The sequence below is a fragment of the Bacillus gaemokensis genome, assembly GCF_001590835.1.
Taxonomy (GTDB): Bacteria; Bacillota; Bacilli; order Bacillales; family Bacillaceae_G; genus Bacillus_A; species Bacillus_A gaemokensis.
On the sequence record NZ_LTAQ01000023.1, the window covers coordinates 64617 to 78730 of the forward strand.

15 protein-coding genes and 2 pseudogenes are annotated in these 14114 nt (G+C 34.8%); 6 read left to right on the plus strand and 11 right to left on the minus strand.

Annotated features, from left to right (window positions below; genetic code table 11):
* Positions 1-38: 38 nt before the first annotated feature.
* A complete protein-coding gene (locus AZF08_RS17270) occupies positions 39-1187 on the minus strand; it encodes a DUF4179 domain-containing protein (RefSeq protein WP_033674032.1) in 1149 nt (382 codons plus the stop codon).
* Positions 1184-1750 (minus strand): sigma-70 family RNA polymerase sigma factor, encoded by a 567-nt coding sequence (locus AZF08_RS17275; RefSeq protein ID WP_033674033.1) that lies wholly within the window; start codon positions 1748-1750, stop codon positions 1184-1186. The genes AZF08_RS17270 and AZF08_RS17275 overlap by 4 nt, the downstream gene beginning before the upstream one ends.
* A gap of 321 nt (positions 1751-2071) precedes the next feature.
* Between AZF08_RS17275 and asnB the strand changes: the two genes are divergently transcribed.
* The gene (gene asnB, locus AZF08_RS17280) at positions 2072-3895 is read left to right on the plus strand and encodes an asparagine synthase (glutamine-hydrolyzing) (RefSeq protein WP_033674034.1); all 1824 of its coding nucleotides are present in this window, start codon (positions 2072-2074) and stop codon (positions 3893-3895) included.
* 51 nt (positions 3896-3946) lie between these two features.
* Here asnB and AZF08_RS17285 read toward each other — a convergent pair whose 3' ends face one another.
* Positions 3947-4741: a protein phosphatase 2C domain-containing protein gene (locus AZF08_RS17285; RefSeq protein WP_033674036.1), complete on the minus strand. Its 795-nt coding sequence runs from the start codon at positions 4739-4741 to the stop codon at positions 3947-3949.
* A 161-nt stretch (positions 4742-4902) separates the two neighbouring features.
* On the opposite strand from AZF08_RS17285, the gene AZF08_RS17290 reads away from it, so the two are divergent.
* Genes AZF08_RS17290 through AZF08_RS17300 form a run of 3 tightly spaced genes read left to right on the plus strand, consistent with a single transcriptional unit; the run spans position 4903 to position 6571 of the window.
* Positions 4903-5313: a MarR family winged helix-turn-helix transcriptional regulator gene (locus AZF08_RS17290; RefSeq protein ID WP_033674037.1), complete on the plus strand. Its 411-nt coding sequence runs from the start codon at positions 4903-4905 to the stop codon at positions 5311-5313.
* Positions 5297-5626, plus strand: coding sequence for a DUF3147 family protein (locus AZF08_RS17295; RefSeq protein ID WP_033674039.1), 330 nt, complete (start codon positions 5297-5299; stop codon positions 5624-5626). The genes AZF08_RS17290 and AZF08_RS17295 overlap by 17 nt, the downstream gene beginning before the upstream one ends.
* 12 nt (positions 5627-5638) lie before the next feature.
* Positions 5639-6571, plus strand: a complete 933-nt coding sequence (locus tag AZF08_RS17300; RefSeq protein ID WP_033674040.1) for an alpha/beta hydrolase — start codon at positions 5639-5641, stop codon at positions 6569-6571.
* Between the two features lie 60 nt (positions 6572-6631).
* Here AZF08_RS17300 and AZF08_RS17305 read toward each other — a convergent pair whose 3' ends face one another.
* Together AZF08_RS17305 and AZF08_RS17310 are read right to left on the minus strand one after the other, a co-directional pair.
* Positions 6632-7021, minus strand: a complete 390-nt coding sequence (locus AZF08_RS17305; RefSeq protein WP_033674043.1) for a hypothetical protein — start codon at positions 7019-7021, stop codon at positions 6632-6634.
* 97 nt (positions 7022-7118) lie between these two features.
* Positions 7119-7700 (minus strand): annotated as a pseudogene (locus AZF08_RS17310) (histidine phosphatase family protein).
* Between the two features lie 130 nt (positions 7701-7830).
* Here AZF08_RS17310 and AZF08_RS32205 point away from each other — a divergent pair.
* Both AZF08_RS32205 and AZF08_RS30810 read left to right on the plus strand, forming a co-directional pair.
* A pseudogene (locus AZF08_RS32205) lies at positions 7831-7911 on the plus strand (hypothetical protein); the annotation flags it as partial.
* Complete coding sequence (locus AZF08_RS30810) at positions 7880-8479, plus strand: hypothetical protein (RefSeq protein WP_033674044.1); 600 nt, start codon at positions 7880-7882, stop codon at positions 8477-8479. The pseudogene AZF08_RS32205 and the gene AZF08_RS30810, both read left to right, overlap by 32 nt.
* Before the next feature lie 80 nt (positions 8480-8559).
* Here AZF08_RS30810 and AZF08_RS17320 read toward each other — a convergent pair whose 3' ends face one another.
* The 6 genes from AZF08_RS17320 to AZF08_RS17345 all read right to left on the minus strand — a co-directional run bounded on the left by AZF08_RS17320 (position 8560) and on the right by AZF08_RS17345 (position 14108).
* A complete protein-coding gene (locus AZF08_RS17320) occupies positions 8560-9648 on the minus strand; it encodes a serine hydrolase (RefSeq protein WP_033674045.1) in 1089 nt (362 codons plus the stop codon).
* Positions 9649-9786: 138 nt separating this feature from the next.
* Positions 9787-10422, minus strand: coding sequence for a cupin domain-containing protein (locus AZF08_RS17325; RefSeq protein WP_033674046.1), 636 nt, complete (start codon positions 10420-10422; stop codon positions 9787-9789).
* A gap of 338 nt (positions 10423-10760) precedes the next feature.
* Positions 10761-10922: a hypothetical protein gene (locus tag AZF08_RS17330; RefSeq protein ID WP_033674047.1), complete on the minus strand. Its 162-nt coding sequence runs from the start codon at positions 10920-10922 to the stop codon at positions 10761-10763.
* A gap of 177 nt (positions 10923-11099) precedes the next feature.
* Positions 11100-11894 carry an SDR family oxidoreductase UcpA gene (gene ucpA / locus AZF08_RS17335; RefSeq protein ID WP_033674048.1) on the minus strand — a complete coding sequence of 265 codons (795 nt, stop codon included), beginning with the start codon at positions 11892-11894 and terminating at the stop codon, positions 11100-11102.
* A gap of 283 nt (positions 11895-12177) precedes the next feature.
* Positions 12178-12705: a DUF4398 domain-containing protein gene (locus tag AZF08_RS17340; protein ID WP_033674050.1), complete on the minus strand. Its 528-nt coding sequence runs from the start codon at positions 12703-12705 to the stop codon at positions 12178-12180.
* A 134-nt stretch (positions 12706-12839) separates the two neighbouring features.
* Entirely contained in the window at positions 12840-14108 is a 1269-nt protein-coding gene (locus AZF08_RS17345) for an MFS transporter (protein WP_033674051.1), read from the minus strand.
* Between the last annotated feature and the right edge of the window lie 6 nt (positions 14109-14114).

Consider the following 14114-nt stretch of genomic DNA (forward strand, 5'->3'; position numbering starts at 1 on the left):
AGGACTGTCCTACGTAAATAAGACAGTCCTTACATCTGTTATTTCTTCAAATCAATAATGATATCATCTAAAACAATATCTTTATTTTTCCCTTCTCGTTTAGGCACTTCAATCTTCTTCTCTTTTCCGCCACTCATTTCTACACCGCCATAGTTCTCAGGTGTGCGAATTCGCAAATTAACATGCGGAGTCACAATCAGTTTCGTTGCATTTTCATTCAGCTTTTGGAACGTTGTACTCCAGTGACTTTTATATGGCTCTGCAGCCGTACTTGTTCCTCCATTTCCTTCACCTGCATAATGATTACCTAAATCATCTTTAATTTCTAATTCAACATCCGCATCATCCCATTCCTTCCTTGTATCTTTAGAAACTTCTTGATTGTAGTAAAGAATAAATGACATAGGTGTCACTGCGATTTTTTCCATATTTACTTTTACGCCATCTTTTTCTGAACTCCCACTAATCGATTGTTCTTTACTATTCGACGCCTTTAGAGTAAGAGCGAAGTTCCAATTCCCTTTTATCTCTTCTTGCTTTTCTAGAGTTCTTATACTTCGTATATCCCATTCAATATTTACCTTATCTTCTTTACTGTTAGTAATATTACTTGCAGTAACTAAACCTACATACTTTCCTTTATCAACCTTGGAAATTTTATTCCTTCCGGATATCCCCTCCGCACCTTTTATGTTTAGAAAATCAAAAGTACTAGGATTTTCACCTAAATCCTGGTCACTTTCTATAGAATAGGTTAAAGACACTGTTTTCCCATCAAAAACCGCATCATTTATCGTAACTTTAATTCCTTTACTTTCTTTTGTCATATTTATTTCTGTAGCATGTTTCTTATACTCATAATGAAGCCCAGTTCTTCCAGCCGTATTAACTTGTGCATTATCATAAACACCCGTTCTACCATTATCTAAAAATCGAAAAATATCCCCTACTATCGGAAGACTGCCAGCGTAAGTAGGAAACCCTATCCCAAGTGTTGCGACTGATAACCCTACTAAAACGGATGCAACAGCAATCCTCTTTTTCCAGTTCCTTGTCTTTTTCTTTTTATGGATAGCTTGTTTCAAATTACGTTTCACTTTTTCCTTTTCAAACTCAGAGGCTTCTATTTCCTCAAATCCTTTTTCATCTATTTCAATATCATTTAATAACTCATAAACATCCTTCATATTACACTACCTCCTAAACTAAGATTCGTAGCATTTTTTTGTAATTTCTTTTTCCCCCTATAAATCCGATTATCTATTGCTGCCCGAGTTAAATCTAATTTTTCTCCTATCTCTTCCGTCTTTAAACCTAGAAGAAACTTCATGATAAAAATCTTTTGGTCCACAGGCTCTAATTCATGAATAAGCTTCATAAGTTCATCTCTATCTTCCATTACAATTAATTCATCTTCTGCCGATTTCCCTGTATTTAAATCCACTTCATCTGAAGTAATCTCGACTTTCTTATTTGCTTTTCTGTAGTAATCAATTGCTTTGAACTTAGCAATCGCTGCAATCCATTTTTTAAAGTCATCTGGATTCCCATGAAACTTATTCGCATTATTCCAAACTGACAGAAAAACATCATTGATACATTCCTCTATAAGCCCATCGTTTTTAAGTGGAATAAGAACCTTATGCGTTATCCCCTTTATTAATGGCAAATATGTATCGACAATAAACTCTAACGCATCTTCTTTTTGCCGCTGCAGCCTTTTTATAAAATTTTTCTCATTTGATTTCATTTCACAGTTCCCCTTATTTTGTCGTAAAAGCTTTTACACTTTATATAACGTACAAGAAAAATTTTTCTCTCATATTTCAAACATTTTTATTTCATAAAGGGAAATTCCCATCTAAAAATGAACAATCAATTCAATGGTACAATTTTCATTTTTTCTCCCCTAATTGTCTCATACAAATATTAATGCGGAAGAAAATTTTCTCAAGTCTATATTTTATTTCACATAGTATACTATTTATGTAGTTATCTTTTACCTAGCTATACATTTTACTTAATTAATCTATCATTATTTTACAATTTTAATTTAGGAGATGAGATGTATATGTGTGGAATTACAGGTTGGGTAGATTGGCAAGAAGATCTTTCAAATCAACATACAATTTTAAAAGCTATGGCGAAAAGTATCGATCATCGTGGTCCTGATGCAGAAGGTTTTTGGTTTTCGCCACGAGCAGCATTTGCACATCGCCGATTAATTGTAATTGATCCACAAGGCGGGACGCAGCCAAAAACATTCCAAGCTGGTGATTATATTTACGCCATTACATATAATGGGGAGATTTATAATTTTCGTGAGCTGAGAGAAATATTACAAAAGCGCGGTCATACATTTCAGACACATTCAGACACAGAGGTATTACTGCACGCCTATTTAGAATGGCAGGAAGATTGTGTACAACATTTAAACGGGATTTTTGCATTTGCAATATGGGATGATCAAAAACAACAGCTCTTTTTAGCTAGAGATCATTTAGGTGTAAAACCACTCTTTTATACGGAACGAAATAACAGTATTATTTTTGGATCTGAGATTAAAGCACTACTATCTCATCCATCTGTCCCTGCTGAAATTGATACAGATGGCATCAATGAAATATTTGGCCTAGGATCATTTCGAACTCCAGGATGCGGTGTATTTAAGCATATTAAAGAAGTACGTGCCGGGCATTATATAACATTCACTCGGGATAGAAAGACAGTAAAGAACTATTGGGACTTAGAAAGCAAACAACACATAGATACTCCTGAGAATACGGCTTCACATATTCTTTCCATTTTACAGGATACCGTAAAAAGACAATTAATTGCCGATGTCCCCCTCGTTTGTATGTTGTCAGGAGGATTAGACTCCAGTGGTATTACAGCTCTAGCAGGTACAGAGTTTGCGCGAAACAACAAGACTTTACACACATATTCAATTGATTTTGCCAACAGTGCCAAAGATTTTGAACTAACGTTTGCTCGCACTGGCTTGGACGCTCCTTGGGTAAAACGTGTATCGGAACATGTGGGAACAGCTCATCACGACATTATTGTAAATGCAGAAGAATTAGCAAATCATTTCTTCGTTCCGCTTCATGCAAAGGATTTACCAAGTGCTGGTGAGATGGAAACTTCACTTTATTTACTATTTCGCGAAATGAAAAAGGACGCAACTGTCGCTCTATCTGGCGAATCCGCTGATGAAGTATTTGGCGGATATCCTTGGTTCCATCAAGAGGAACTTTTATATGTAAATCAATTTCCATGGCTAACGAATTGGAAAAATACATCCTTTCTATTATTAAATGAAGTAAGACAACAGTGCAATCCCGAGAATTACATAAATAAACGATTCCAGGAAGCTGTACTTGAAGTCCCCATTCTTGAAGGGGAAAGTAAAAAAGAAGCAAAACAGCGCCAAATGTTTTATTTATTTTTAACAAGATTTCTTCCTTTCTTACTCGACCGAAAAGATCGTATGAGCATGGCAGTTGGCTTTGAAGTCCGCGTTCCATTTTGCGATTACCGTCTTGTAGAATATTTATGGAATGTACCTTTTCATATAAAAAGCATTGATAACATTGAAAAAGGAATTTTACGTAGAGCATTGCGTGGGGCATTACCTGACGATGTCCGAAACCGAAGAAAAAGTGCCTATCCAACTTCACAAGACCCACATTATTTACAAGCAGTCCGCAATTTAACGCTCGATATGTGTAGCAATAAAAACAATCCGATCTTCTCACTCGTCAATCATTCCACATTGCTTGCAATTGCTGATAGAATAAATCAAGAAATTGATGATTTTGAGGCGAGAAGTGCGATGGAATATATGCTACAAGTCAATGAATGGCTAAAAACTTATCCCATTCATATTCACTAAAAGCAAAAGGAGATGAGAACATATATGTTCTCATCTCCTTTTGTACGTATATTAATTTGCACGTTTCCTATTTTCTGTATCAATGGACCAACCAATAATAGTAGCGCAGTCCCTACCTTTCCATTCAAGTACATTCGCTAATACAGGTTCTATTTGCAAGAACTCTCCATCATGTAATGCGTTAAATAAAGATTGATCATCCTCAAACGTTTGCTTATCACAATCTAAAATTCCGTCCGTTGCCATAACAATGTGATTCATTCCTCTTTCTAAGCCTCGAACACCTGAAGTAAAGCAAGGAGTATTAGCCGCAAAAACATTTCTTCTTCCTATACATTCATAGTATTTTCGCTGATTTAGTCTTCCTTTCCCGCTCTTTGCCCGTTCAGGATGAAATAAATAAGCAAAACAATCACCAACTGATAGCCAATATAAAAACTCACCTTTTCGTAAACAAATTAAACAACCAAGTTCTTCATTCTCTTGTTCACAGTTCTCAATAAATAATTCATCAGTAAACAACGCTAATAAATACATATGTGTATGATGAAACGCTAGATGAATGGGATATGAGAATAATTCTTTTAACTTCTCTTTCCTTTCAGAAATTGCTTCTATTATATAATGGATATTTTTCGTTTTATGATGAGCATCGAAAATCATAACAAATTCAAATTCTAGTTGCGGATCCCACCAAGCTAGTACTGCATCTCCTCTTTCATACGCATCACTCTCTTGATTTCCACCATATACGCCAACTGAAAGAGGACCACATTTTTCAACATGTATTTGATCTAAATACATCTTTTCATGACTAATCCATTTAAATGTATTCACTTCTATCATCCTCTCTCTTGCTATTTGTATGCCTTTACACTAAGAGTAACTGATATTTCAATAAAAATAAACTTTTTCACTAATTTTCGTGTGAAATAGAAGGATTTAACATCTTATATAACGAATATATCGTATTATAAGATATAAAATTCAAACGGAGGTACATCCATATGAAAAATATTAATAAGAGTTGGGAAACGATTTATTATCACTTACGACATGAATATGAAGACAATCTCTCTCACCAAGCGATTCGGCTTTTGCAAATTATTTCACGAGAAAAAGCTACTACAATTGGAAAAATTGCATCCGAATTAAACTTGTCTCATAATACTTCATCTGAACATGTAAAACGTCTTATTCAAAAAGGCTTTATTATAAAAGAAAGAAATAAAAGAGATGAACGCATCGTCAATGTAGCATTAACTACAGAAGGCATTCAAGCTTTAACAAAACATACGCGATTAGATGAAGAAAAACTGAATATATTACAAGCTCACCTTTCAACAGAAGAGCAACAATTAATTCAAAAAGCATTTTCGTTATTAGCAAAGGAGGCGCAATATGCATTTCCTCGTTAAAATGATTGTCTCAGCCCTAATTATTGGTGGCGTAACTGAATTTGCTAAACATTATAGTACACTTGGCGGTTTCATAGCTGCCCTCCCGCTTATTAGTTTACTCAGCTTGTTTTGGATTTCTGTTGAAGGCGGCAACAAACAAGACTTAAGTCAATTTGCTTTAGGGGTATTATATGGATTTCCTGCATCAGCACTACTACTATTTATCGTCTATATTGGATTAAAAAATTCTTTTTCGCTAAGTACATCAGTGCTATTCGGTATAGGGATTTGGTGTATCGCATTCGCTTGTCAAAAAGTATTTCAGTCTTAGAGGAGGATTACTATGAGCAATTTTGTAGAAGTACTCGGAAAGAAAATAGAAGTTTGTATAAAGGGCACTGGTTCTCAAACAATAGTCATTCAAACAGGAATGGGCTGTTCTTTTTATGATTGGATGCCAATCGCAGAGAAGCTTGCTTTGAATTATAAAGTTGTTCTATTTCATCGCCCCGGTTATGGACAAAGTGAGCTCGGTAACGAGGCGCGTACGACACTACAAGCGACAAAAGAGCTACACGAATTATTACATGTGTTAGCTATTCGACAACCGATTATTTTAATTGGACATTCTTATGGAGGATTATGCGCGCAGCAATTTGCTATGTTGCATTCTAATCAACTAGCAGCTGTGATTCTACTTGATTCTACTTCTATGAACTTACATCGATTAGATGACCTTGATCTACCCATCTCTGATGAAACAGACTCAGATGATATGTGGCTACAAAAATATATGAATTACGCCAATATGAATTCAGACTCACTTCATGCAGAACTACACTCTACATTCGTAAATCAATATGGTCATTTATCATTATATAAGCAGAATCAGTATATAGATTTTTCTACCTCACCTTTATTATATAAAGCTACCGCTTCTGAACTTTCAGAGTGGAAAGTTTGTGCAAAAAGAATGAAACAACTGGGAGTAACATTAGAAATTCCATTGATTATCATTGGTAGAGATCCAAATTATTCTATACAGCAAATGATTCAAGGGGGCATGCCACATGAAGAAGCAACAAAGCTTGAAGTAGTGTGGCAAGAACTTATCCAAGAGCAACGATTACTTTCTAAAAACAGCCAATATATTCTCGCACCAAATGCTAGCCATGGAATTGAAAGTGACCGGCCAGATATCATAATTGATACCATTCATTCCTTACAAAAAGGTGATTTAAATGACAGTAGAAACCATAAGCCTTTCCACAATTAAATAAGTATACTAAACAACTAAGTAAAAAAAGGAAGCAGTCTTCACTGCTTCCTCTCTCATCTATTCATAATTCTCTTCGTCTTCATCAACATCATAATATGAGTTTCCATTATTCACATATATAGGTCCGTTCGCAACATCAACACGGAGTACCCATGCCCATGGTACATCTAATCGTTTATGTAATGCGCGCCAAAATGCCATTGATTTTCTTTCATACTCCTGAAATTCCTGAAGTATATCTTTATAGGAGGTGCCGTCTAACTGAATATTTGCTTCTAGCAAGCGAGAATAGGCATAGTGTTGTAATTCTAGTTCTGCTGCAACTTCCATTTCTTCTAACGTTGCCATACCAATAATGGTTCCGTCAAGTGGTGCAATTTCATATACATTCTGAATATCAATAGACCCTTCTAGATGATCTACTAACCTCTTCTCTTTCTCAAACATGTAAACAGCCTCCTTTATCACATAATTTTTTATGTTTCAAAAGGATACTTCTCTATTTCTTTTATACTTTCCTGCTTTTTTGATAAAATTTTACAAATTATTCACCGGATGACCTGTTTGTCATTCGTTCTGCTGCTATTCTTACAGCTGAAGTTAGTTGCTCTTTCTTAAAAGTTAATTTGTACATATCAGGCATTTCAAGTCCTTTCCAAAAGTGAAAATTATATTTAGAATCAAAATAGTTCATAATTAACACCATAATATTCCCATGCGTTCCTATCACAATGTTTTTTCCTTCATACTGTTTTAATATATTTTTAATACATATGACACCACGCTGTTGTGCTATATAATTTGATTCCCCATCTTCAAAAGAAAAAGTTGGATTCTCCCATACTTTTATAATTGCTTCCTCAAAATCTATTACTGATTCCTTACTTAATAGTCTCTCACGTAAGTCTTCTTCAATTTGTATTGGTAAGTCAAATTGCTTTGCAACTCCTTGAACAGTTTGAATTGCTCGTTTGTATGGACTAGAGATTACAAGATCTATTTGTTCCCCTTTTAATAAATCTGTCACGGTTTATGTATCATTCCGTCCTTTTTCAGATAATGGACGTTCTCTTTCTTCTGGTGTATATGTAGAATGGGCGTGGCGTACAAAATAAATTTGAGTCATAATATTCCTCTCTCCTTTATAAAAACATAAAAAACTAGGGTTTCAAACAAATAATCAAAATAACTTCTACAATCATTATTTTCATGCTTCCTGTTTATAATTGTAATATGATTTTTTTAGGAGTGATAAAGTGTCTCTCAATAAAAAAGACTGCAAAATTCAACTGTCAAATGAACTAAATGCTTCTAATTTCGGTCCAACATTCCCATCTCGCCCTCCTTTTACACTTCCAACTGGGCCTACTGGGAGCACTGGATCTACCGGCGACACTGGGCCCTACCGGTGGCACTGGACCTACTGGTGGCACTGGGCCTACTGGTACATTTGATACAACTACTGAAGCTTATGGTCATATTTATAGTACTATTTATAGTACTACTGCACAATCAATCGCACCTGGCGATAATATTATATTTGATTCAAACGGCTCATTAAAAAGTGTTTTTTACACACCAGGTACATCAGCTGCTACTGTAGACCCTACAGTGGGAGGTTCTTATTTGGTTATTTTTAAAGTGTTAGTTACATCACCAGCTGAAGCAACCTACGCTGTTACCGTAGGCAGTGTTGCTCAAGCCACCACTTCTTACACAGAATCCACAAATGCAACTGGGAATTTATTATTATCAGGATCTGCAGTAATTAACATACCTGGTGGTACTGCCGTTACACTGCGAAATGTGGGAACTACAAATACTTTACCAATTGTTCCTATTACAGTAATCGGTGCTCCTGCAATTAACGCTTCTATCCAATTAGTTCGATTAGATATTGGGTAATTCCTTTCAGTATTTTTCATTGCATAACAAAAGGTGCCTATAGAAAAGGCACCTTTTGTTTACATAATAAAATTATATTGTTATAACTTTTTTCTAAATTCTTCGCTCGTTACTACATCTCGAATGAAATAATCTATATTATTTTCAAGTTTTTTAAACTCTATCGAATCTAAGTCGTTAGACATAAAAACAATTTCCACCTGGTTTCCTTTTTTATCTGTTCCATAAAAGCTTTTTGTTATTACAAATGCTGTGGAACCACCTTTTTCACCTGCATATTCATATATACTATCTCCAACAGTTCCTTTAAAAATCCGTTCAATCTCATCTTGCATTGGCTTTGGAAAATCATTTCTATTATTTATTTTTCCTATTAAATTCATATAGTCTTTTGCAGTTGCACTTACTAGTCTATCAGACCAAATACGTTGAAATTCCATATCAATTTTTAATGGTATATTGTGTTTTTTCCATTCTACTTCATCTTTCATCCATTCATGTATTTGCAAAGCGCGCTTTCTATATTCATCCATGGACATTTTACGTAACACTTCTAATGATTGATCTTCAGGTATATGAAGTTCTTTTTCTACATATCCTCTCATATATAAGGAAGATGTAAATGGATAAAATAGATCATGACTATCCAACTCTAACTCTTTTAAACTTTCATTTACTCTTTCAATTCCAAGTTTCTCTAATAAGTAAGTTGTATTTACATTAGAACTAAAATGAATCATACCTCTCGCTACTTCTTCTAAAGAAATCTTCTCATTTTGTACCGTATTTCTTGCCTTTGCATCCTCTAACCATGCAGGATGTGCTCCAGCATCTGTTTTTGGCACATAATATTTTTCTAGATCTTGTAATGGAATTTGTTCTTCAGGATTTATCTTCTCCTCTGAAACTTGTTTTGCAAATTCCACTGCTACTACTATTTTCGCCATACTTGCTAACGGTAATTTTTTATTCTCATTCACAGCAGCTAGAATCTCACCATTTCTTCTAATCATTAATGAACATGTTTGATCTTTTTTATGTTCTTTTATGTAATTCAATACATAATTTGGATCCTTTTTTGAATAGTAATATTCCATGATTGCTAAAAATGCTATGATAACCGCTATAATAATAAAAATACTCCATCCTATAACCTTTAACACCTTCACTATATTGCCTCCCCTAATAAAATACCAATTATCACTATATCTATTATATCAAATATAAAAGAAGTTTTTATTTAAAGAAAAACTTTAGTAGTTTATCAATTCTATACAAATAAAATAGCCCCTATTCAAGAATAAGAGCTACTCTATTTCACACGAAGTTACCTCTCCATTTAGTAACACTACTATATCAGAATCCGTATGACTGTGTTCGTCCGTAGAACGCTGTGAGTTTGGCGGCCCAATCACAACAGATCCCTTAATAGGTGAAAGATCCTTAGCTAAATTTTCGGCATTAACACCGTAAGCAACTTGAAATACTTCCGGTGGCGTCATTCTAAGTACATCTGAACCTTCTGCTGTTTCAAATTGATCATTATTAAAGAATAGATGTAACTGTACTTCATCTGTTACTGGCGTAATCCAGTGCCACCAACCCATTGGAATAAAGACCGTTTGCCCAGCTTTTGCATGATAATTTTGCAGCTGATTCGTTTCTGGATTTAGGATAGACGTAACTGCTTCTCCTGAAACAACAACATCTAATTCCCAAGCATTTGGATGCCAATGTGGTTCTCTCATATGTCCTTTCGTCATAAAAAGATCGACAAATGCTCCGCCAATCATGGCTGGTAACTGCGTTGAAGTTACTTCATATGCTACGTTTTTATCATCTCTTTTAAAAAACACATTTTCTCGTGAGTCAAAAAAAAGATTTGGAGTTCCTGAACTTTTCTTTAAGTTTTTATTATCTGGAACATATCCTGAATTACCCATTCTATCCCTCTTTTCCACTCCAAATATTCCGTACTTAACATTGTATATCCTATGGAAAACACGAAACTACTGTGCATATTTACTATGTCGTTCCCATTATTTTTTGCATAAAGTGAAACTTTAATCAGTGGGGGTTTTTCTTCATCCCCCACTGATTATTAGTTGAACGAATCGGGCTTTTACGGGCAGTTTATCTCCCACCTAACTTCTTTGCTTTTGCTGACCTTTGAGGTGGGAGTATTACTGCCCGTTAATGCGGGATAACAAAAAAACATGCTCCCTAACGCTAGCATGTTTTGTGATGTTCTTCACATTATCTAACTAAAAAATAAACCTCTTTACTTACCGTGATGTAACATTAAATCACCAAGCTCTTCTTCAATATGATTTAACTTTGCAATCCCTTCTTTCCATTTATGGATATAACGTGATACCCCAACAACAAATAAAGCAATAATAGTAGAAAGAATAATACCATACACGATAGCTACAGTACTCATAGTTACACTTCCTTGTAATAGGTTATGACTTCATTATAATCCTTTTTCTTATGAAATGTCGGAAATTCAAGTTATTGTAACAAAATTAATTTTTCTAATTATACAAAAAAGTACTTTTTGAACGTATAGATAGAGGAGAAACCTTCTATCCGTTAAGATTTTTCCTCTATGTAAATATTATTCTACACCAACAGAAACGGTTTCCGGCAACGTACTTCCACCATCAATTACAATGTGTGTACCTGTTATGTAGCTTGATTCATCAGATGCAAGAAAACCTGCTAATTGTCCTACCTCTTCAATTTTCCCTAAACGTCCGAGTAGAACTCCTGAAGCAATTCCATCGATAACAGTATTCGGTTCATTTGGATTAGATTCATTGGCAATTTGCTCTGCCATTGGCGTCATAATATAGCCTGGACAAATTGCATTTACAGTAATGTGATGCTTAGCTACTTCACGTGCTAATGCTTTTGTAAATCCCCAAATAGCGGCCTTCGTTGTCCCATAAGCCGTTTCCCTTTCATCTGCAACTAACGTCCCTGTCACAGAAGACATATTCACAATCTTCCCATAATTCTCCTCAATCATATACGGTAGGACTGCTTTTGAAAAGTTCCATACACCATTAATATTTACTTGAAATTGAAAATCACGTATTTCATCTGACATATCTAAAAAATTATCAAGACGAATAACTCCTGCGTTATTCACTAATATATCAATCTTTCCATATTTCTCATATGCATCTTTTGCAATTTCTTTTACAGCAGCAAAATCAGTTACATCCACTTCGTAACTTGCTGCTTCAAGCCCCTTACTAACAATTTCTTTTGCTGTTTCATGAACATTTTCAGAAATATCAACAAGTAATACTTTTGCGCCAAATTCCGCAAATACGTGAGCAATCCCAGCACCATTTCCCATTGCAGCCCCAGTAACAAAAGCGACTTTTCCATCTAATTTTCCCATTTCATAACCCCCTTATGATTTTCAGAAAACTTTTCTGGCACTTTAATCATACCAAATACTATTTATTTTTTAATAAATATTGTAATTTGTTAAAAATTGTTCAAAAAGAGAAAGTTCCATCTATATACATTAAAGTGGGGGTATCAATTAATATTCATTTTAAAGAACATGGGACATGGGGATCTTACTTACCCGCAAATAGCAAGATGAATACTTCTTCCAAAACACAAAAAAAGCTGTCGTCCAAAACGACAGCCTAACAAACCATTCTCAAAATATAATTCTATTGATTTTTCTTCGCGTCTATTTTTTCCTTTGCTTGTTCTGCTTTATCCAGTACTTCTCCAACTTTTTTCTGCTTTTCTCTTGCTTCATCAACGCTATCTACAGCTTTAATTACTTTATCAATGCCTTCTTCATCAACCTTCTTTTGCTTCGCTACTCTCGCTTTTACTTTTTCTTCAATATCCGTTGCCTGCTGTAACATGTCTTCAGCATTTGATTTTACAGCCTTCTCCAGGGTGGCATCCTTTTTCTTTTGCAATACTTGATTTGCGTCATCTTTAGCTTCTAGGTATTTACCACCTTTTAATGCTGACGCACCATGATCCATCAACTTCGCAACTTCTTTAGATGTTTTTGCTTCGTCCGTAGATTTTTCTTTTTCTGCTGTTTCAAACCACATAATTGCATCACTATATTTTTTATCTTTTAATGCCGTCATACCTGTTTCAATTTGAGTATCATAGTTACTGCTACACCCAACCATCATAAGCAGTACACATAGCACAGCAAATATTTTGTATTTCATGTTGCATATCTCCCTCTCTCGCTATTCCACTTGGGTTTCTTCATTAAATGTACCATAACTAAAAAACACTTTCAAAAAAAGAAAAAACTTCATTTCCTTCGAAATGAAGTTTTTTCTAGAAATGCATTCTACATCTATGCTGATACATCCACTTGTTTTTGCACATCCATTTGTTTCATCCCTAATAAGACTACAATAAACATTCCAACAGCCGAAATGATTATTACTGTACTAGTTGGAATCATATCCAATAAAAAGCCATACAAAATAAATCCAAGAGGTATAATTCCCGTAGCAATTGTTTCAATGAGCCCAAAAACACGCCCTAAATACCTTGGGTCAGTTGTTTTTTGAATATATACTTGAAGAGGTATATTAATTGAAATACTCGTCATTCCACAAAGAAACGTAACAAGTATATAGTACATAAAGCTTACCGTCCCAGGAATTGTAACTAATAACGGAAACGTAGTACATAAATACAAACCTGCTAATACAGATAAACTAATCCGAACCGAGCGAAACGGATTATTCATTTCCTTACGAACAGATAAAATAATTGACGCGACTAACATTCCTACTGCCGACGCCCCTTCCACAACACCAAGTTGCTGAGATAATAAATGTAAGTTTTGAACGATAATATACGGAAGTGCAACAAAAAATGCACTACCAAAGAAGTTAATCCAAACAAAAACTTTTAATACCCTATACATATCATGCTGTCTTTTCACATATAAGAACCCTTCTTTTATACTCGATAAAAAATGATCTTTCTTCTGTTCTGATTGTACTTTATACAAATCAAATACAATAAATAACTGTAGGATTACCGCTAAGAAAAATGTAATACCATTTAAAAGAAAAAAGAATTCCATTGAAAAAAAGCCATACACCATTCCACCAATCATTGGTGCTAAAATATTGGAAAGTGATGTCGCTGTTTGATTTAAAGAACTAGCTTGTTGAATACGCGTACTGTCAACTAAAGTTGGAATAGAAGCTGTAAAAGAAATAGAGTAGAAACTTGCACATATCGATAACAGTGCTGCAGATACATAGATGAATAGAAGTGACATGCCAAATAAAGTAGAAAGTAAGAACATCGTTAACATGATAAGACTACTTAGTAAGTCTGCACCAATAACAAGCCAACGTCTGTTTACTTTGTCTGCCATAGCCCCTGCAACTGGCCCGAATACCATTCTTGGAATTGAGCCGCAAATAAGTGTAATCGCAAATCCCATACCTGATCCGGTTGTTTTTAGTACATATAACCCCATCGCAAACGTATAAATCCCTGCGCCTAATAAAGAAGTGGTTTTCCCAATCATCATCAAAAAGATATTTCTCACTGCAATTTTTATTCGTGAATCATTTGGACTTATACTTACGTCCCCCATTATGTC

Excerpts from the sequence above, each read along its gene's own strand:
- AZF08_RS17305 (WP_033674043.1), bottom strand. The coding sequence starts at position 7,021 with ATGTTTGAGAAAGAGAAGAGGTTAGTAGATCATCTAGAAGGGTCTATT.
- AZF08_RS17340 (WP_033674050.1), bottom strand. The coding sequence starts at position 12,705 with ATGAAATACAAAATATTTGCTGTGCTATGTGTACTGCTTATGATGGTT.
- AZF08_RS17285 (WP_033674036.1), bottom strand. The coding sequence starts at position 4,741 with ATGATAGAAGTGAATACATTTAAATGGATTAGTCATGAAAAGATGTAT.
- AZF08_RS30810 (WP_033674044.1), top strand. The coding sequence starts at position 7,880 with ATGCTTCTAATTTCGGTCCAACATTCCCATCTCGCCCTCCTTTTACAC.
- AZF08_RS17345 (WP_033674051.1), bottom strand. The coding sequence starts at position 14,108 with ATGGGGGACGTAAGTATAAGTCCAAATGATTCACGAATAAAAATTGCA.
- AZF08_RS17330 (WP_033674047.1), bottom strand. The coding sequence starts at position 10,922 with ATGAGTACTGTAGCTATCGTGTATGGTATTATTCTTTCTACTATTATT.
- AZF08_RS17270 (WP_033674032.1), bottom strand. The coding sequence starts at position 1,187 with ATGAAGGATGTTTATGAGTTATTAAATGATATTGAAATAGATGAAAAA.
- AZF08_RS17325 (WP_033674046.1), bottom strand. The coding sequence starts at position 10,422 with ATGGGTAATTCAGGATATGTTCCAGATAATAAAAACTTAAAGAAAAGT.
- AZF08_RS17300 (WP_033674040.1), top strand. The coding sequence starts at position 5,639 with ATGAGCAATTTTGTAGAAGTACTCGGAAAGAAAATAGAAGTTTGTATA.
- asnB (WP_033674034.1), top strand. The coding sequence starts at position 2,072 with ATGTGTGGAATTACAGGTTGGGTAGATTGGCAAGAAGATCTTTCAAAT.
- ucpA (WP_033674048.1), bottom strand. The coding sequence starts at position 11,894 with ATGGGAAAATTAGATGGAAAAGTCGCTTTTGTTACTGGGGCTGCAATG.
- AZF08_RS17275 (WP_033674033.1), bottom strand. The coding sequence starts at position 1,750 with ATGAAATCAAATGAGAAAAATTTTATAAAAAGGCTGCAGCGGCAAAAA.
- AZF08_RS17290 (WP_033674037.1), top strand. The coding sequence starts at position 4,903 with ATGAAAAATATTAATAAGAGTTGGGAAACGATTTATTATCACTTACGA.
- AZF08_RS17295 (WP_033674039.1), top strand. The coding sequence starts at position 5,297 with ATGCATTTCCTCGTTAAAATGATTGTCTCAGCCCTAATTATTGGTGGC.